Source organism: Campylobacter gastrosuis (assembly GCF_030249845.1).
In the GTDB taxonomy this organism is placed as follows: domain Bacteria; phylum Campylobacterota; class Campylobacteria; order Campylobacterales; family Campylobacteraceae; genus Campylobacter_A; species Campylobacter_A gastrosuis.
On record NZ_JANURM010000024.1, the window covers coordinates 1 to 18825 of the forward strand.

Here is an 18825-nt window from a genome sequence, read left to right on the forward strand (position 1 = left end):
GCACCGCTTTTATCCTATTAACCGCCTTTTTATGTAGTGTTATCTTTTTAGACACGCTAAAAATCAAGGGGCTAGATAATCAGATTAGCAAATTAAACAGCGATTTAGCCGTGTTAAGAGTGCAAAACGATATCACAAACGCCGATTTAATCACGTGCAAGGCAAATATCGCAAAACAAAACGAAGCCTTTAAAGCCCTAAGTGTTGATAACGAAAATTTAAGCCGTGATTTAAAGAGCGTAAAAAGCAAATATAACAGCCTAAAAACGCCTAAAAAAATCACTTGTGAGAGTGAAAACGACTTTTACAAAAAGCTATTTTTGGAGCTTTCAAAATGAGATTTTTAGCCCTATTTTTACCGATTTTTTTAATGGGTTGTGCTAAGCAAGGCGTTGGTAAAACCGAGTTTGTAGAAGTGATTAAGCCCGTAAAATGCGACGCTAAAATCCCAGCAAAGCCAAGCTATGACATTAACGATTTAGAGACGGCAAAGGCATTAATGATTTATCATAAACAAATAGAGCTAATTTTAAAGAGGTGCGTAAATGACAAATGAAATTCAAGGATTTGTAACAACCGCTCAAAGTGCTGAAAAGTTAGGCATTGTAGGCGTTTTATTTTTGGTGCTTTTAGGGCTGGTGGCTTATAACTATTTTATAACAAGGGATATTAAAAGAACACTTGAAAAGATAGATAAGACGCTAGAAACTCAAAGCGAAATTTTAAATCTGCAACTCTCATTTTTTAAAGAGCATTTAATCACTGATGTAAAAAGAGAGATAACAGAGTTAAAAGGCAACGTTAAAGAGCTATTAGAGCATTGCAAAGAAAACAATGCAATCAAATATGGGCGTCGTTTAGGCGATAGCGTTTAAAAATATTTAAAAGCCCGGTATCTTTTAAGTGCGTGGGGCTTAAATAGCCAAAACGGCTAATTTCACGCCCCACACCCTTAAAATATATCAATTTTTGAAAATATGAGCTATCGCACTTTAAAATTTATAGAAAAGGGGAAGGTTTTGGCTATTTGAGCTTTACGCATTAAAAAGATATCTAGAATTTAAATATTTTTAAGAAAGGAGAAAAGCGGATTTTTAAAGCCAAAGGGGTGTTAATAGTGAGCCGCCGCATAAGCGACAGCCGCAAGACTAATAAGCCTTGACAACAATTATACAAAGTAGTATAATAGCCACTATTAACTGATGACTAAACATTTTAATCACCTCTTTTCTAGGGGTGTAATTTAGCCATAGGGTTGCAGCCCTTTGGCTAACCCTTAATGCAATTATACAAAATCCGCAAAAATAAAACAATGATTTTAAACATAACAAGATTTAAAAATGTCAAAGACGGCACTATCGGTCGCTTTGAGTTGCTGGGCGATGATAACGCCGTCCTTTTAAAAGGCTACACATTAGAGCCAGCAGGTGATGACACCACAGAGCCAAATCAAGACAAGCGGATACCACAAGGACTTTATAACGTAGCGTGGCATAAAAGCCCACGTTTTAAAATGACATTGCCGCTTTTATTTAATGAGAGCGTGAGCCGTGAGCGGTTTATCTTAATCCACGCTGGGAACTATCCAAAGCATACTGAGGGCTGTATCTTGCTAGGTAGCATTTATACAGACGAAGGAGTATTTAACTCAAAGGCGACATTAATGCAGTTTTTAAAGCTTACAAAAAATCAGGATTTTAAAGTAAAAATAACAAATAAAGAGGTGTAAAAATGGATATCACACAAAAACTATCAAACTATACATTAGTTTATCGTAAAATTTTAGCTGAAAGTATGGCTGAAAACACGCCATTTGACAAGATAATCAAAAAAACGGACGAGTATTTTGAAAAATATGGGATAAGTGATGATAAGCGTTTTGACGTTACTACTTCTATGCTTTCAACGATACTTCAAACAATAACCGCAACAAGCCAAGAAATAGCACTAAGGTTTTTAATAGAAAATGAAAAATTAGAGAGCGAATTAAAACTTGCTGACGCTGAACTAGCCATAAAAAAAGCCGAAATACCGCTTAAACAAGCAGAACAAAGAAGGCTTGAAGCCGAAATACCGCTTAAAGTTAAAGAGTTAGAATTAGCAGCAAAAAGGCTAATTTTAGCCGAAAAAGAAGCGGAGTTTAACACACAAAGAGCTAAGCTAATACAAGCACAAGCACTTAGCGAAGAAGCAAGAAAAAGAGCGATAGAACGAGAAATAAAAAGCTATGATGATAAGCTAAGAATGCAAAAGTCAAGTGATATGAAAGACCTAGTATTTGGCTATGCAAGTGGTGGCGTGGCGGTGCCAGCTAATATGCAAACAAAGGCAATTGACTTAATAAATCAAATTTAGTTATGGCAAATAGTATCTTTTTACCGACTGGGGATTATGTAGGGCAGTGGTATATGTATAAAAAAAGCGAAGGCACTGCGCGCTCACGTGGGATAATAAAAGGACTAAAAGAGAATAATTTATATAAAAAATTTGCTAGGACGTTTAAAGTTAAAGGACTTGGTGAAGTAGGCATTTTAGGCAATAGCGATGGGTGGCTTCGCTCAAAAACCTATAACAGATACATAACTAACGCCGAAATAGAAAGAAAGTGGGGCAAAATTTTAACCCAGCCTTATCTTTTTCCTAGCAGAGGGAGCACACCAACTACAATTAAAATCACAAAAAAGGGTTTTGGCGTGTGGCGGACTTCAACAGCGTGGAGAAACGAACTTGGTAAAAAAAAGAAAAAACAGCATTTTGAAGTAGTGGCGCTTTTTTATGTAGATAGTGGTTTGCCAGTAATGGGAACAAGAAATTTTATAAAACAAGCGCACTGGCTTACAAATATCGGAGAGCCTACACGCTCAACAGGTAGCGTTAAGTGGAGCAGTGCTTTAAAAAATGTATTTAAGCCAAAAAATATCTTTAAAATAGGACTTATGGGGGCGGCTATGTATATGCTACCCGGCAAAATCGGCGCCCTAGCAAATGTTGGCAAATTAGCAAGTTTTAGCGGGCTTGCGGCTATTGGTGGTGTGGTGGCTGGTGTTGGTGGTATTATAAGCACTTTTGGTGCTATTGTAGGCTCAAAAACACTAACAAAGCTAGGCATAAAAATCGGTGCTGTTGGGTCAGCGCTTAACCTTATGGGAAGCGGTTTAAGTCAGCTTAGCACGGCAAGCGCGGCAAAAGCAAACGCCTCAACCTTGCCTAGTAGCAAAATAGCACAATCGCAAGGACTAAGTGCGACAAGTAGCACTTATGGTGCTAGTGCTATGAGCGGTAACTCACAAATGTATCTTACACGCGCTATGGATATAGCTGATTTTGGGATGAGTGCATTTAGTGCCGTTAGGGGGCTAAATGGTGCGTTTAGAGAGCCAAATCAATTTAACGATGAGGATATGCCAAAAAACAACGATGAAAAACAAATACTATATATGAATTCAAGCGACTTAGAAAATATCGGACGCAGGTTTTATGAAAGGGACGTGGAGTATGATTTAGGATTAGAACAAGGAACATTAATGAGTAATGATGGGAGCTTACTATAAACCTATTTCGTAACAACAAATCCAACTAAAATTATAGCCTAAAAAAATATATAAAATTTAGAAAAATTAATCACATAATATTTTTAAAATTTAAATTTAAAGGAGATAGTGTGTGGAATTTTTTAGGCGGACTTTTAGGTGGTGGCTCATCGTCGCTTGGCGGACTTAGTGGCATTGGCGGACTTTTAGGCGGTATTGGTAGTGCGTATTCTGCTTACAAGCAAGATAAGCTAAATAGAAAAGTGCAAAACCTTAACATATCGCTATTAAACGATGAAAGAGCTAGGCGAAATAGAGCGGATAACTCGCTAAATACGGCTTGGCTAAATTCAAGCTATGCAAAAGAGGATAGAAGCAATGGGCTGGTTTAACATACATTACTTGCCAGAACAAAAAACAAATGGTGGATTTGGTGCTGTGCTTTCAAATCTTGGCGATAGCTTTTTAAAGCTAGGACAAATTAACAGAGAACAAGAGGCGATAGATATAAAAAAACAGCAAAACGATTTTGAAAAAGAGCGGTTTGCTTATCAAAAAGAAGCTGATAAAGAAGATAGGGCCTTTAAGATAAAGCAGCAAGAAATTTCAAATGATATTGCAAGGAAAAAACTTGATATAGATATGATAAATGCAAAAAATACAGCGGACTATAAAAAAGAGTTAGCAGCTGATAGAGCATTAAAGCTATCACTACTTCAAGACGAAAAAGCACAAAAAACACAAGATAGGCTAAATTCAATAACTGCTATGAGAAAGCTATATCCAGAGCAAACAAAAGGTTTAAGCGATGATGAGATAATAGCTGTTGGTAATCAGATAGAAAAGTTATATCAAAGCCAAAAAAATGCAATATCTAATGATGATTGGGTGTCAGTGGATAAAGACTTTTATAATGAGTATGCAGCAGACGCCAAAGGCAATATAAAATCAACTGAGAAGAATGGTTTTGTTGCAAAACGCTCTTATGTAGAGGGCATAAGAAATAGCAAGAATAAAGCTATGTATGATGATAGTTTTTAATCAAGGATAAAACAATGACAGCACGCGAATTCTTAGGCGATGAAAAAATCGCACAACTTGAAAATATGGGCTTTGCACCAGAGCAGATAAAAAGCTTAGCAAGAGATAGTTACTTCGCACAAAAAGCACAAAGGCTTAAAGAGGTAAATGCTATGCCAATTAGTGGCGATTTAGCAAATAAGGTATTTAGGGGAGAGCTAAGCGAACAAGAAGCAAAAGACGCACAATTTATAGATGATAAACGTGGGCTGCTTGGCTATGGTAACGGCGTAGTAAAAGGATTAGCAAGTACTGCAAATTTTTTAGAACAAGCTAGTGATTTTATAAATCCATTCTATGAGGGGCAGCGCGACGAAAAAGGCGAGTATATCTATAAAAACAAGATAAACGAGAAGCTAAAACCTTACATAGAAAAGATAGAAAGAAGCGAAAAGGCGTGGGCAAAGGCACACCCTGATGAGTGGAATATAAAAGGTGGTGTTGGCGAGATGGCTGGTAGTTTGCTAGCCGACCCGATAAACTTTATACCACTTGCAAGTAGTGCAAATTTAGCAAGAAAAGGACTTTATTACGCCGCAACTGGTGCAGCAAGCAACACAATATATGGCACTGGTATAGATAAGGATAAAAACTATGCAAAGGACGCCGCCATTGGTGCTGTTGGTGGCGTGGTGCTAGGCGGTGCTATGGAGTTAGCCATAAATGGTGCTAGTAGGGCATTAAACCGCATAAGAGAGAGAAAGGCGGCAAGGCAGACAGAGACGGATGAAGCAAGTGCTGTTGCAGAGCCAACGCAAACTCAATCAACGCAAAGCAACGCAACGCCGATTGATGATTATTTAGGCACGTTAGGCGGCGATGATTTAGCAGATTTAACACCAAAAGAGATAAAAACACTTGATAACGCAAAGGTAATTAGTGATTATTTTAAATACAACAAAGATGACAAAGGTCAGATAAACGCATACGCAGATATGTTAAAGCAGTATAGACAAGTTGCAGAAGAAAACTCGGTAACTAGATATGCAAATATCCAAAAAGAGCTTAATAAACTAAAAGAAATTTCAAGCCCAGCAACTATAAAAGACGTGATAAACTCAAAATTTAAACCAACAGCCGACGAGATAGAATTTACAAGAGTGATAAATGACGGAGTGGATGTTGAGCCAAGGCTCACTGGTAAGAGCATTTTATACCACCTACAAAGTGCGATAGAAAATCCAATCCTAACACCAAACGCTTTATCAAACAACCTAAAACAGGCTGGATTTGGCGATGAGATGACTGAAATTTTAACAAGAGCATACGAAGCAAAAGACATAAATATCGCAAAAAATTACATTGATGAGAAGCTAGATGACGCATTTTTGCAAAGTATAGCAACACGGATTAAAACAAGCTATAATAATGAAAATTCAATACAAAGGAGCCAAAATGGTAGAACGAGTGATAGTGGGGGACAAACCGAGCCTACAAGAGCTATCGGATCTCTTAGCGAACAAGGTAACAAGGGAGCATATGAACCAGATAATGGCGTGGATGCACGAGGGCGAGGCGGCATTACAGAGCGATATAGCCTCAGTGAGAGAAACAGCAATGCAGATGCTACACAAAGATCCTTACGACCTATGCAACAAGATACTTTACGCACTAGCAAGGACGGCTGGATATCCGACGACGCTGGGACTTTGGGAGGACACCCTGCCACTAGAAGCAATGGCGGATCAAATGTGGGGGATAACTGGGACACGCTGGTATCAGAACAAATTAAATCAAGTAATGAGATTAGCCGAGCAAGAGGAGCTACACAGCTAGACGAGCAAAATTTTAATATCGTAGATGAGGGCAAAGCAAAGAGCGATTATAACGCCAAACTTGACTTAGCCCCAAACGTCAGGGACTTATCAAAGCTTACGACCGATGAGATAATGGCGGATTTAGAGTATTTAGCACAAAAACACCGTGAAATTTTTAACAAACCTAGCGAAGTTTTTAAGCTAATCCGTGAGATAAAAGATAACCCAACGCATTATTTTAACAATAACAGACTAGATTATGCGTTGCTCGTAAAGCGTTTAGAAAACGATAAAATCGGCAAATTAGCCATAAATAAAGAAAACGGCGAAGTAAAACACGCAACAAAGGTAAGCGATAGGGATTTAAAAAGGCTTAAAAAAGTAAGCGATAAAAACCAAGAAGCGGATACGAGCATTATCCCAACTTTCATCTCGCAAGGTAGCAAATCACAAAGTGAGCTGGGGCTACCAAAAAGGCAGACAGCTGGGACATCCACGCTCCCAGCACCTTTAAAGACCGCCGAAAAAATGCCTTTAAAGCAGGACGCAAATTCCGTTGGCGAAACGTATTCATCTGCTACTAATGAAATTATACCACAAAATTTTAATATCATAAGTGAGAGTAAGCCAAAAACGGATTATGATGCTTTTAAAACAATGTATTTTCAAAAGGGGGATTTAAAGGATAGTAAAGCTTTTAAAGAGGCTCAAACGCTACTTCGTGGTTATGAGCCAGACGCTAATTTTATCGCCCCCTTAAAAACTAACGACATTATACCAAAAAACTCAAATGACAACTTAACTTACGATGAAAACTTAAAAAATGAAATGCTAACAGCATTTGAAAAGAAAGGCGGAAACGCAGACACTTTCACCGAACCACGTTTTAAATCCACTTCGGACAATTTAGCAGATAACCGCACTGATGAAATTATACCACAAAACAAAGCAAAGGACACAAAAGAAGCAGAATACAAGGCAAGAGAGCTTTATTTCACGCTTTCAAAAGACGGCGGAAAGAATGGCTTTATAATGCTAAGCGAAAAAGAAAGCCTAGCCCACCTAATAAAAAAATATGAGATAACAAAAGAACACGCCATAAAAACAAGAGATAAGTTACGTAAAAACATAGAAAATCTTGCAGATATCATCCCTATTAAAGAATTTGGCACAAATTACGCCGAGTTTTACAGGGACGGCGTAAATGCAGTTAAAAAGCTTTTAGCAGAAAAGCAAGGACAAGTAGCTGGGGCGTTTCATAAAGACGGCTTGGGTGATATTGATTTAGTATGGGGCGAAGTTGGAAGTGGTAAAAGTGATGGCTGGGGGCTAGCAAAAATTGCAAAATACCACCCTGAGGTGCTTGAAAATTTAGATGAATTAGTAGCAACTTTACCGATAAAAAAAGAGACACAAGGACGCTATCAACTAGAAAACGAGCAATACAAAATAGGCATTAGAAAAGAATTTGATGGCAAAAAGACAAACTGGGTTTTAACGGCTTTTGAGAAAGATAGAGCCTTTGTCAATAGGACAGACTTTGACAAATCCCCTATCAAGGATAGCTCAAAGACTACTGAGCTAAGCATTGATAACATTATACCAAAAAACTCTCAAAATGAGAGTAAAACAATAAAAGCGGTTAGAAATTTAGTAAATGAAACAAAGCATAACACTGATGATTTAAGCCAAAATTACTCGCTTAAAGATAAGGCACCTGTAATGCTAACTAAACAGCAAAGAAAAGAGATAAATGAGCAGGTAAAAGAGTTAATTAAAAAGGACGTAAAAGATATCACTGCTGATGATAGGGAAATTTTACGCCTTTATACTGGTGAGGGCGGGCTTGGTAATAATTCAAAAGGAGCTTTAACACAACACTACACGCCTTATCCAGTTATTGACGCTATGTTTAATGCCATTACTAAGGCTGGGATTGAGCCAAAAACAGCACTAGAACCAGCTGTGGGAGCTGGAAATTTTATAGGTTTAAAACCCGAGCTAAAATGGGACGGCGTAGATATTGATGACGTGGCAGTAAAAGTAAGCCAAAGACTTTATCCAAAAGGAGAATTTTATAACGTTGGCTTTGAAGAGTTTAAGAAAAATGGCTATGACTTAGTTATCTCAAATGTGCCGTTTTTAGAAACTCGTGGTGCTGGTGCGTTAAAGGATAGAAGCGACATAAAGGCACTACACGATTATTACTTTATAAAAGGCGTTGATAGCGTTAAAGATGATGGCATAGTAGCATTTATAACAAGCAGGGGCGTGGCTGATAAGGCGGATAAAAAGATACGCAAAGAGCTTATGGATAGAGCTAATATCGTAGGAATGTATCGCCTAAGCGAAGGGACGTTTAGAGCAAATACACATACTGACGTAGGCACAGATATAATCTTTTTACAAAAGCGAAAGGACGGCGTTAGTGTAGATGAAGCACAGCTAAAAGACAATGAAGCTTTTATAAACTCAACAAAAACTGATGATGATATTTACTTAAATGACTACTATAAGCTTTACCCACAAAATATCTTAGGCGATATGCAAGTAGGCGTAAATAAAGCTTACGGCACAAAATCATACAACGTTATTGGCGAGAGTGATTTAAGCAAGATAGAGCTAAAAATAGGCAAGAATTTAGTGGATAATGAGCCGCAAACACCAAAGGAGTTGCCAACAATAAAGAAAGAATTTTTAAAATATGCCGATGATAATGGACTTTATTTTAGAACAAGTGAGAATGAAAAAGCACTAAAAAATATATTCATAGAAGATGACGCAATAATGCTAAGAGAGCAAATCACTGATTTTTCAGACGTAGCTGGTGTTGGTGCAATCTATAAAGATGTAAGCGATACCACGCTTGGTAAAAAGATAAATTTGCTTAACAAAATAAAAAATTTAAGCGAAAATGGTGGCGATGATAGCGATATAGATAAATTAATACAAAGCTATAAAAAGCAGTTTAAAAAACATCCTTACAGCGACAAGGAGCTTTCACGTGCGTTTAACGGACAAAAGGATATTTTAGCTGATTTAGGAAGCTTTTTTGATGATAAATTTAGCTCATCAAGTATCGTAAAAGAACAAACCAGATATGAAAATATGGGACGCATTGACGTTGATAGAAACTCTGATATAAAACTAAAACTTCACGTAAGTATGGATAATAAAGGCGAGATAGACTTCGCAAAAGGTAGTGAAATTTTAGATAAAGATGACTTTTTAAAAGCCATAAATAACGGATATAGCATAACTGGTATTAACAAGGCTCAAAATGACGTGCTTTATTACGCTGGCAATATCTCAAAAAAGCTTGACGAGCTTGAACGCTTAAAAACAACCTATGCAATGGATAAAGACATTATGGCTAAACTTGAAGCACAAGAAGCAAGGCTAAATGAGGTAATGCCGCCAAAAAAAGAGATAGAAAATATAAATTTTAATGGCTCGGAAGCGTGGCTTAGAGATAATGGGATTAATCTTTATGAGCTTAATAAAGTCCAAAAAACCGATAAAAATGGCGTCGTGCATACTGAATTAGTTGCGGTTGGTTATTCAGAAGTTTTTAATAACTATTTAAATTCAAGAGCATTAATAAAGCAAGGAGCTAATGAGAGCGATACGGTGTTTAAAGCAAGAATGAAACAAGCACAGGAGTTTTTAAAAAACACATTAACAAGAATAAAAGAAAAAGCCATTGAGAATTTGGATATAAAATCAAAAATTGAGACGATTTATAATAAGATTTTTAATTCTTACGTTACGCCTGATTATAAACAGGCAAAATTTTTAGTGCAAGATGCCATAAATGAAGCAAGTGAGAGTTTTAAATTTAGAGATAATCAAACCTCGTGGGCAGCAAAGGCTATGTTTGAGGGCAAAGGCATAAACAGCCACGATGTAGGCGGTGGAAAAACGGCTAGTGCGATACTCTTAGCACGTGCATTAAAGCTAAAAGGAGCAGCTAAAAAACCACTTTTTGTCGTGCCTAGTAAGGTTATAAAAAACTGGGAAGCAGAGATAAAAAAGATATATCCAAAGGCTAAAATTTTTAATCTTTATAACTTGCCTGAGGATAAAAGGTTAAAAATGCTATCGCAACTTGGCAACGAACAAGCTGATTATGTGCTAATCTCACACGAAGCTTTTGAAAAGCTATCCTTACCGCAAAACGAAGCAAGTAATAGAATGCAAGAGCTACTTTATGAAAGGCTACTTAATAAAGATAATACTGGTAGGCAAAGAGAACTAGACAAAGAAAGGATAGAGCAGCTATCAAGCATTTATATGCAAAATGAAGCTGATAAGAAGCTCACAATAGATAGGCTTGGTATTGACGCTATTTTCATTGATGAAGCAAGAGCGTTTAAAAATGTAGGCTTTAATGGTAGGATTGCAAGAGATGGTTTAGGTAGTGCTTTTAATATTAGCAAAGATAAAAATGGACAAATAAAAAATCTAAACTCAGCAAGAGCTTATGACGCTTTATTTAAAACGCAGTTTATAGCAGAGCGCAATAATAACTCAAATATCTTTTTGCTTGATGCAACACTTACGCCAAATAAACCAATGGAGCTTTACACTGCTTTTACAATGCTTGATAAAAATATCTTAAAAGAATACGGCATAGACGAGCCAATAGATTTTAAAGATAGGTATTTACAAACTGGGACGATATTTTTAAACGACGGAAGCCGAAAAAATGGACTTACTGGATTGCAAAACGTTTTTGAGCTAGATGGCATAATGACTAGATACATAGACCACATAAGTATGAAAGAGTTTGCTAAGCGTGGTATAAAAATACCAAAAGAGAATGTGAAATTTCACTACTTAGACCCTAGCGATGAGACGACAATTGTATTTGATGATGTGAGTAAAAAAATGCAAGAGGCGTTAAACGATAGCGATAAACGAAAAGACGTTATGGGAATTTACGCACAAGCTGTTAATGCTAGTGCTGATCCACGCCTTTACAGCTCACTGCAAATAAATGACTTAGTAGATGTTACCGCTTCAAACAATAAAATCGCTGCTGTTGTTGATATGGTAAGCACAAAGCGTAGTCAAAAAGCCGACGCAGGACAAATAATATTTTTAGATAACGCTGGGCACGGACAAGTTGGCAAAAATCTAAGCCAAAATTTACACCAAGAGATAAAACAAAAGCTCATAAAAAGTGGTAAATTTAAAGAAAATGAGATAGCTATCATATCTGGAAGTGAAATAACTAATCCAAAAACTGGTAAAGAGTTTAGTGCGACTGGTGATAAGATGATGAAAACAAAGCAAGAGATTGTAGATAGTTATAACGCTGGAAAGATAAAAGTTGTGATTGGCACGACAAAATCGGCAGGAGAAGGACTAAATATACAAAAATTTACTACTGACATATATCATCTAAATATGCCCTGGACTATGGCAGAAGTCATCCAACGAAATGGGCGTGGAATACGTAGTGGCAATATAAATAAAGAGGTCGGCATACACTATTTTTTTCAACACGGCACGTTTGATCAAAAAATGTATGAGGTGGTAAATAATAAGCGTGGCTGGAACGAGGCGTTGTGGTCAAAAGATAAGCAAGACTTTATGGAGGTGCAAAGCGATGAGAGTGCAGCAATGCCTAGCATTGAAGAAATAGCCATAATGACTGAAAAAGACCCTATAAAAAGGCAAATGCTAGAAAAGCAGCTAGAATACGATAAGCTTAACAAAAAGCAAACGCAAATACTTGATGATATAAGAGCGGTAAATTTGCAAGAAAAAGCGATAAATGCAAAGATTAGTGAGCTTAGTGCTAGTTTAGATAGCATAACTTACCGCCTAGAAACTAACCAGCCAAACACAACACTTCAAAGCTTAGCTGAACGGATAATGAAAGCAAAAGACAAAGAAGTAAGAGCAAATTTACAATCTCAATACGATGATGGTATGCAAAAGTTGGCGGATAATTTAGCAAAGATGAAAATTCAAAAACAAAAAGCGATTGCTATGGCAAAAGAGAGCTTAGAAAATGTAAGAAAGAATAAAGAGATATTAAATAAAGAGCTTAGCACTCAAAATGATAAGGTATATAATTTTGAGCGTGAGAATTTTGATGAATACGGCAATATAAGAAGCGGATTGGAGGTGTGCTAATGGAGTGTCCTATCAAAAAAACGATACAAAAGAGCGATGAAGTAATACAAAAAAGTCTTAAAGAAAAATGGGGCGAAAAGGTTGATTTGCTGTTTGATAAAGGCGAAGAGCGTTTAGATAAAACAGCCTTAAAAATAAAGCATAACGCCCCTGAATGGGCAAATGAGTATTTGTTTAGGATACAAGAGTATGCAAAGGACATTGGCGAGATAACTCAAAATTTCACTAATACAAAGTCAGCCATTTACGCACAATCAGCAAAGGTAAAAAAATACCTTGAAACGCTAAGCGAGAAAGACAGCAAGGAGCTTTTTAACGCACTTGATGGCGATTTGGAGCCGACAAAACTACCAGCTCACGTAAGACCACTTTATGAGAAATTTAGAGCTATCATTGATAACAACGCAAAAGAGCTCATAAAAGCCGGTGCGTTAGATAAGAATTACGCCATAAAAGACTACATAAAAAGATACTATACAGACGCCGTGCAGCAAAAAAGAGCAAGTGCAAAACTAGCCATTGATAAGCTTCATAAGCGAAAAAATATGAGCTATGATGAGCGTATAGCACGTGGTATGCTTGAAGATAGCTCGTTTGCGGTATCAAATACCTTAGCCGAACAAAGAGTGCAACTAGCAAAGGCAAATGCTTTAAAGATGTTTGCTGATAAATTTGGCAAAGATGAGATGTTTGATGGAGCTGTTAGGATAAGCGATGAAACTATCGGTGGTGGGGTAAAAAAATACGGCGCATTGGGCGGTAAATACGTGCCAAAAGAGATAGCAGACGCCGTAATTGACGCTGGGTTAGTAAGCAAAGAGCTAAATATTTTTAGCAATGCTTATTTTAAGATAATAGACCATATAAAGGTAAATGTAACGGTTAAAAATCCTTTTACTCACTTTTACAACGTGGCTTCAAACCTAACTTTAAGCTACTTGCACGGAGATTTTGGCGAGCTAACAAAGGTAACTCGTATGATAGGCACTGATGAGTTTAAAACGCTTGTAAATAAGGCTGACGAACTAGGGCTTGGCTCACAGCTTAACGACCTTGAGGGGCTAAGGGCACTAAAAAGCGATAAAGATGTAGGCGTGATAGAGAGAATTTTTAAGGAGCTTTACTTTGCTGAGGGTTCAAAGGCTGGGGATTTTGCAAGAAATGCCTATGCGTGGGAAGATAAGATTTTTAAACTAGCACGTTTTAAGAAAAATTTAGAGAAATTAGCCAAGCAAAAGGGCATAAAATACAATGACTTTGCTAAATTTAGCAAAAATGAGCTACAAGAGGCGATGAAAGACGCCCAGTGGAGCTATGTTGATTACTCTACGCATTTAAATGGCACGTTAAAATTGCTTGATAAGAGTGGAGTAATGCCATTTTTGCACTACTCTGTAAAATCAACGCCTATGGTGCTTAAAACGATACTAAAAAATCCTGAGCGATTTATACTTTTTCAAGCTGCTATGATGGGAGCTGGAGCGAGTTCTTGGCTAGGAGATAACGAAAAAGAGAATTTAGCAAAGCCAAAATGGGCAGAGAGTGGAGCTTTTGCAAACCTTTTTGGGATAAAAAGCTGGGTAAAACTGCCAATGGATGGCTGGTATCTTAATGCTGGACGTGCTGTGCCTGGTTTTAGATTTGATGGATTTGATAAGTTTGAATTTAGCGGTGGATTTGTAAGAGGTGCTTTAAATGTGGCTGGTGGCAAGAGTGCAATGGGATACAATAATGAGAGCGATGATGATGCTTTGTGGGAGAGAGTGCAAAGCAGGACTTTTGAGATGATGAAAGCATACTTTCCGCCGATGACTTTTGGTAGATATGGGCAAAATTTGGGTGCAGCAATAGGCAATAAGATAGCACCTAACACATTTGATGCACCAAAGGATTATAACAAAGATGATTTAAGTGTGGGAGAGATTTTAGCTCGTGGCGTTGGCGTAAGAGAGTTTAATCTAAAAAAAGAGTATAAAAACGAGGCAAATAAGGTAAAAAAGGCGTATAAAAATGAGAATAACACGCAAAAAAGGCGTGAGTTAGAGAGAAAATTTAACACAATAAAAAGTGAAGCTAAAAAGAGCGGTGTAACTCTTGACGTGAGTTTGCTCGGCAAAAGGGAGATTGGCGGCTTTGGTGGTAGCGGTGGCTTTGGCGATAAGAAGCTAAAAATAGAGCTTTTATAACATACTTTACGCTTTGCGATTTAGCTATAAAAAAGTGTGCGTTGGTATGTTTTTGTAAAATTTTGGTCGTTTTAAGTAAAAGTTAAGTTCTAGGAGCGTTTTTAAGCAACGATCGCAAAGCAAGTAAAGGTCTAGCAAGGGTCATTTTTCATAATGGCTTTTGCAAGAGGCGATAAAAATTTCGCCATCTACAATAGCATAAACAAGTCTATGCTCTATGTCTATGTGACACATTTTCGCTTACCGACAAAAACGATATCGTAATATCGTTTTGTCTGCTGTCAGCTCATCCGCTAAGCTCGTATTTTAAAGCCTCAGGCTCGCCTAAGCCATCTAAAACGCCGTTTCTTTCTATATCTTAGATGAGTGCGTTTATCCGTTTTAACTTCTTTTTGTCATTTTCTTGCCAGTAAAGATAGTCCGCCCACGCTTTGTCCGAAAATTTCTTATTCATTTATCAGCTCTTTATATACACCGCCGCCATTTTCTAACTCATCAATGCTCGCTTTTATCATTTTTACATTTGTTTTGTTATAAAAATTATCATCATAAAACTCTTTGGCGTGATTTTTTGTAATCTTAAATGGCAAACCGCCCCTATTTAAAACCTGCTTTATGAAAATTCTAATCGCCGTCCCCATATCAAGCCCTAGCTGTGCGAGTAGTTCATCGGCTTGTTTTTTATCCTGCTCGTTAATCCTAACTTGTATTAAGCTTGTAGCCATTTTATATCCTTTTGTCTGTGTTTTGTATTGATTGAGTATTATATCATATTGTTTTTTGTATTTATGCAACGCTGTGCTGTGTGTTTGGCATTTTTTAAGCACCAATACATTTTTATGAGCGGTGGCTTTGGTGTGCGTGAGTGCTGGGGGCTTTCTGTTTGGCTAAGTGCTAACACAATTTTAAAAAGAGTGCGATTAGTGATAAAATGGTCGGAGAGTGGGGAGTGTAGTGGATTTTTAAAAGTCAGCACAGCCCATTTTGCGATTTTGAATGAGATTTGGCTGTTTGGCGGTGGTGTGGCTTTGGCGTAGTGAGATAAGATAGTCATTTGCGGTGCTTGTGCGTGGTGGTGTGGCGTGAAATTTTGTTTAAGGTTTGAAATTTGCAAAAGTCGGTGCGAAAATGTGAAAAATAGTTAAATTAGAATATTTTAACGTGTGAAAATGTGCGTTTTGTAAGCTTTATTAAAGAATGCGTGTTGGTTTAAGCTTTGTGTGGCATTTTTTAGTGGCAAAAGTAGCTATTTTGTTTAAGGTTTAGGCGGTTTTTGGTGTGTGTATTTTTTAAGCTTTTTAGTGCGTGAGTGGTCGTAATAGTATGGCGATTTGCTTTGACGTGGCACGATATCGCACGAGCAAAGATAGCCTTTGCGGTGCGTCGTGCGTGAGTGGTCGTGCTTGTGCGTGAGTGGTAATTCACACAGCAAGTAGCGATAAAACTAGCCAAATACCGGGCTTTGCACCCATTTAAAAATTTTTTTTCTATACCACGCTACTTTTAAAATTTAGCCATTTTTGAAGTTTTAGCCCAGCAAAAAACGTGTTTTTCTTTTTCTAACTGCGTAAAATAACACGCAAAATAATACATAAAATAATACGCACCGCCGCCCTGCTTTATAAAGGCATTCGTTCTTACGCCGTTGCATTTACCGCCGCCTTAGCACTTCTAGCCTATTAGCATTCGTTTTTACACTAGCTTAGCAAAGTAGCACTAAAAGTTGTGTGTTAGATTTTAAGAGTTGGCTTGCGTAAGAAGTGCAGATACGTGCAAATTTTAAGATAAAGCCTACATAATGGCTTTTTATGTTGAGTGTGAGCATAAAAGCACGCACCTTGCTCTATACGCAACAAACTCTACACCCACTCATCAGCCTCACACTCGTCAAAAAACTCATCGCTATCTACATAATCAAAATTTCTACCAGCGACATACTCTAAAATATACGCAAAGGCGTCCATTATATCATCTCTCTTGCTCTCTACTTCAGGGTCAAACGTGCTAAGCTGTGCTTCAAGCTCTGCTGTGCTATTTTGTGCGTTGTTATGATAAATTTGTCCTGTTCTATAATATGGCTCTAAATTTGATATGCGAGTATTTTTTGCCTTACCACGATGCGTTAAGGCTTCTACTGGTAAAACAACGCCAGTAGCCTTTTGTATAACGTCTATCGTGTAAAAGAAGTCATTTTGCATACCAGCCTTTTCAATGCCTATGCGTTCAGGGTTAAAGCTTAAAAATACTTTGATAATCTCAACACTCTTTTCAAATGGCGTCCAATGACCGCTTATGATATCTAGTATAAAAATTCTATTTTTTTCATCTATTGCAGAAGTTACTATCGCTGTTTCATCAGCACCAGTCGCACTTGCTAAGTCAATGGTGCTAATCACTCTGCACCGCCTTAAATCCACCACTTCTCCTACTAAATTTATACTCTTTGCTAGTCTAGTTTTAATTTGTGATGAATTTACGCTATCAGTTACTAAAAGCGTAGTTGGTGGCTTTGATATATCATACTCTATGCCGTCAAAGTATCTGAAAAACTCATATTTAAAAAGCACTTTTGATGGGTCAATTGCAGCACACATATACTCTTGATAAAACTCATTATCAAGTCCTTGTGAAATTAGCGTCTGCTTTATTTGATTTATCTTTTTTATCTCAAACCTTGACTTCCACGCACTTTTGCCGTCTTTTATGATAGGGAATTTTATAGTTTGCCACTCAATGCCGTTTTCATCATCTGGCTTTGGGTGGATTATATTGTTTAAAATGCTATCATCGTGAAGTATCGTGCCAATTATTATAAATTTGCCACGAGTTGGGTGCAAAGCTGGTAAAAGGTCAGCATAAAACCACCGCCTTAACTTTTGGCGATTAGCTCTTGATGATACGCCAAATTGTCCGCTGTGGCTTTCTAAATCATCACAAATTATTAGCGTTGGACGTGTGTTTTTGATTATCGCACCACGTGGGTCTTGTCCTGCTGATATAACGCTTATATAACAGCTCTTTTCTAACTCTTTTTTGCCTTCGTTTATGATGATTTCTATTTTGTCTTTATTCCAAATTTTGCCGTGAGATAAGGCGTATCCTTTGTTTATGGCGTTATCTATGCCGTCTTTTATAGCGGTTAAAAAGCTAAGTGCCTTTTCTTCAACGCTTGAAGCGATTAAAATAAATGGCTCTTTTTCAAAAAATAGCCTAGATATAACGTAAATTTTATTAAGCAGTGTCGTTTTACCAGCACCACGAAAAACGGCTGCTGCTTTATATCTACCCTCGCTATTTATAAAATTTATTAAATCCAGGTGGATTTTTGGTGTTTTATTTTCAAAAATTGATGGTTCAATATCCTTTGCAAATTTTAGATACATTTCAGGCGTTACTGGCATTACACTATCCTAAATTTACCATAACAATAAATCCCATAAATCCAAATGATAAGCAACGTAATTAAAATAATGCTATCGTATAAATCTAACATTGATTTTTTTATGTTTAGTGCTTTTAATAGCTCTATCCCAAAAGCCATTAAAAACATCCACGTAACAAAAATAAAGCAGAGCCAAGCAATAAAGCCTTCAAATCCCATTTTTTTCATATTTTCAATCATTATAAAAAATACTGCTTCATAGTTCATTTTCTATCCTTTTAATAAATCTTGCAAATTTAGCCACTATTTCAGGCACCACGCTATTACCAATCATACCTATTCGCTCCACGTTTTGGCAAAACCCATCATCTTTTCGTATATCTCGCAAATCGTTTTTATATCCGCTCGCTTCTCGCCAAAGGTATCTATCACATATGGATATAATCTCTTTTGATGGCTCTTGTGTGCTAGCATTTGACAGCTCATAGAAAAGCGTTTCATCGCAAAAGCGTCCGACTTTATCGGAGTAGGCAATAACATACGCCCTTTTTCGCTCGTGCATATATCCGTAGGCACTAGCTCGTAATAAAAAAGCTCGGTAGCTAAATCCACACTCCCTAAGCTCTTTCGCAAAAGCTTTAAAATAGGCTTTGTTTGTGATGAGTTCAGAGCTGTTTTCAAATAGAATAAATCTTGCATTTGTCGCCTTTGCTAATCTTAAAATTTCAGAAAATAGTGTGCTT

General features: G+C 37.2%; 18 protein-coding genes. 10 read left to right on the top strand and 8 right to left on the bottom strand.

The window, feature by feature from the left end; genetic code table 11:
- The 10 genes from NYG85_RS10780 to NYG85_RS10830 all read left to right on the top strand — a co-directional run.
- Positions 1-338: hypothetical protein (locus NYG85_RS10780; RefSeq protein ID WP_284938588.1), on the top strand; the 338-nt coding region annotated here is incomplete at its 5' end.
- A complete protein-coding gene (locus NYG85_RS10785; RefSeq protein WP_284938589.1) occupies positions 335-556 on the top strand; it encodes a hypothetical protein in 222 nt (73 codons plus the stop codon). The genes NYG85_RS10780 and NYG85_RS10785, both read left to right, overlap by 4 nt.
- Entirely contained in the window at positions 546-875 is a 330-nt protein-coding gene (locus NYG85_RS10790) for a hypothetical protein (protein WP_284938590.1), read from the top strand. The genes NYG85_RS10785 and NYG85_RS10790 overlap by 11 nt, the downstream gene beginning before the upstream one ends.
- Positions 876-1279: 404 nt before the next feature.
- On the top strand, positions 1280-1729 hold the full coding sequence (locus NYG85_RS10795) for a DUF5675 family protein (RefSeq protein ID WP_284938591.1): 450 nt from the start codon (positions 1280-1282) through the stop codon (positions 1727-1729).
- Positions 1730-1731: 2 nt separating this feature from the next.
- Positions 1732-2355, top strand: coding sequence for a hypothetical protein (locus NYG85_RS10800; RefSeq protein WP_284938592.1), 624 nt, complete (start codon positions 1732-1734; stop codon positions 2353-2355).
- 2 nt (positions 2356-2357) lie between these two features.
- Positions 2358-3551 (top strand): hypothetical protein, encoded by a 1194-nt coding sequence (locus NYG85_RS10805; RefSeq protein WP_284938593.1) that lies wholly within the window; start codon positions 2358-2360, stop codon positions 3549-3551.
- Between the two features lie 110 nt (positions 3552-3661).
- Positions 3662-3922, top strand: a complete 261-nt coding sequence (locus tag NYG85_RS10810) for a hypothetical protein (protein WP_284938595.1) — start codon at positions 3662-3664, stop codon at positions 3920-3922.
- Entirely contained in the window at positions 3888-4571 is a 684-nt protein-coding gene (locus NYG85_RS10815; RefSeq protein ID WP_284938596.1) for a hypothetical protein, read from the top strand. Before NYG85_RS10810 ends, NYG85_RS10815 begins: the two co-directional genes overlap by 35 nt.
- A 14-nt stretch (positions 4572-4585) precedes the next feature.
- Complete coding sequence (locus tag NYG85_RS12085; RefSeq protein WP_349252813.1) at positions 4586-12514, top strand: putative barnase/colicin E5 family endoribonuclease; 7929 nt, start codon at positions 4586-4588, stop codon at positions 12512-12514.
- Positions 12514-14700, top strand: coding sequence for a hypothetical protein (locus tag NYG85_RS10830; protein ID WP_284938598.1), 2187 nt, complete (start codon positions 12514-12516; stop codon positions 14698-14700). The genes NYG85_RS12085 and NYG85_RS10830 overlap by 1 nt, the downstream gene beginning before the upstream one ends.
- A gap of 141 nt (positions 14701-14841) precedes the next feature.
- On the opposite strand, the gene NYG85_RS10835 is transcribed toward NYG85_RS10830, so the two are convergent.
- The 8 genes from NYG85_RS10835 to NYG85_RS10870 all read right to left on the bottom strand — a co-directional run.
- On the bottom strand, positions 14842-14934 hold the full coding sequence (locus tag NYG85_RS10835; protein WP_284938599.1) for a type II toxin-antitoxin system YoeB family toxin: 93 nt from the start codon (positions 14932-14934) through the stop codon (positions 14842-14844).
- 124 nt (positions 14935-15058) lie between these two features.
- Positions 15059-15154 carry a type II toxin-antitoxin system YoeB family toxin gene (locus tag NYG85_RS10840; protein WP_284938601.1) on the bottom strand — a complete coding sequence of 32 codons (96 nt, stop codon included), beginning with the start codon at positions 15152-15154 and terminating at the stop codon, positions 15059-15061.
- Positions 15147-15425: a type II toxin-antitoxin system RelB/DinJ family antitoxin gene (locus NYG85_RS10845; protein WP_284938602.1), complete on the bottom strand. Its 279-nt coding sequence runs from the start codon at positions 15423-15425 to the stop codon at positions 15147-15149. Before NYG85_RS10845 ends, NYG85_RS10840 begins: the two co-directional genes overlap by 8 nt.
- 38 nt (positions 15426-15463) lie before the next feature.
- A complete protein-coding gene (locus tag NYG85_RS10850; RefSeq protein WP_284938603.1) occupies positions 15464-15814 on the bottom strand; it encodes a hypothetical protein in 351 nt (116 codons plus the stop codon).
- 116 nt (positions 15815-15930) lie between these two features.
- Positions 15931-16152 (bottom strand): hypothetical protein, encoded by a 222-nt coding sequence (locus NYG85_RS10855; protein WP_284938604.1) that lies wholly within the window; start codon positions 16150-16152, stop codon positions 15931-15933.
- A gap of 407 nt (positions 16153-16559) precedes the next feature.
- Positions 16560-18101, bottom strand: coding sequence for a phage terminase large subunit family protein (locus tag NYG85_RS10860; RefSeq protein ID WP_284938605.1), 1542 nt, complete (start codon positions 18099-18101; stop codon positions 16560-16562).
- Positions 18101-18349 (bottom strand): hypothetical protein, encoded by a 249-nt coding sequence (locus NYG85_RS10865; protein ID WP_284938606.1) that lies wholly within the window; start codon positions 18347-18349, stop codon positions 18101-18103. The genes NYG85_RS10860 and NYG85_RS10865 overlap by 1 nt, the downstream gene beginning before the upstream one ends.
- A partial coding sequence (locus tag NYG85_RS10870) for a DNA cytosine methyltransferase (RefSeq protein WP_284938608.1) occupies positions 18339-18825 on the bottom strand: 487 nt, incomplete at its 5' end. The genes NYG85_RS10870 and NYG85_RS10865, both read right to left, overlap by 11 nt.

Bases quoted from the DNA above. Each gene is read 5' to 3' on its own strand.
- NYG85_RS10785 (WP_284938589.1), top strand. From the start codon at position 335: ATGAGATTTTTAGCCCTATTTTTACCGATTTTTTTAATGGGTTGTGCT.
- NYG85_RS10790 (WP_284938590.1), top strand. From the start codon at position 546: ATGACAAATGAAATTCAAGGATTTGTAACAACCGCTCAAAGTGCTGAA.
- NYG85_RS10795 (WP_284938591.1), top strand. From the start codon at position 1,280: ATGCAATTATACAAAATCCGCAAAAATAAAACAATGATTTTAAACATA.
- NYG85_RS10800 (WP_284938592.1), top strand. From the start codon at position 1,732: ATGGATATCACACAAAAACTATCAAACTATACATTAGTTTATCGTAAA.
- NYG85_RS10805 (WP_284938593.1), top strand. From the start codon at position 2,358: ATGGCAAATAGTATCTTTTTACCGACTGGGGATTATGTAGGGCAGTGG.
- NYG85_RS10815 (WP_284938596.1), top strand. From the start codon at position 3,888: ATGCAAAAGAGGATAGAAGCAATGGGCTGGTTTAACATACATTACTTG.
- NYG85_RS12085 (WP_349252813.1), top strand. From the start codon at position 4,586: ATGACAGCACGCGAATTCTTAGGCGATGAAAAAATCGCACAACTTGAA.
- NYG85_RS10830 (WP_284938598.1), top strand. From the start codon at position 12,514: ATGGAGTGTCCTATCAAAAAAACGATACAAAAGAGCGATGAAGTAATA.
- NYG85_RS10835 (WP_284938599.1), bottom strand. From the start codon at position 14,934: ATGTGTCACATAGACATAGAGCATAGACTTGTTTATGCTATTGTAGAT.
- NYG85_RS10840 (WP_284938601.1), bottom strand. From the start codon at position 15,154: ATGAATAAGAAATTTTCGGACAAAGCGTGGGCGGACTATCTTTACTGG.
- NYG85_RS10845 (WP_284938602.1), bottom strand. From the start codon at position 15,425: ATGGCTACAAGCTTAATACAAGTTAGGATTAACGAGCAGGATAAAAAA.
- NYG85_RS10860 (WP_284938605.1), bottom strand. From the start codon at position 18,101: ATGCCAGTAACGCCTGAAATGTATCTAAAATTTGCAAAGGATATTGAA.
- NYG85_RS10865 (WP_284938606.1), bottom strand. From the start codon at position 18,349: ATGAACTATGAAGCAGTATTTTTTATAATGATTGAAAATATGAAAAAA.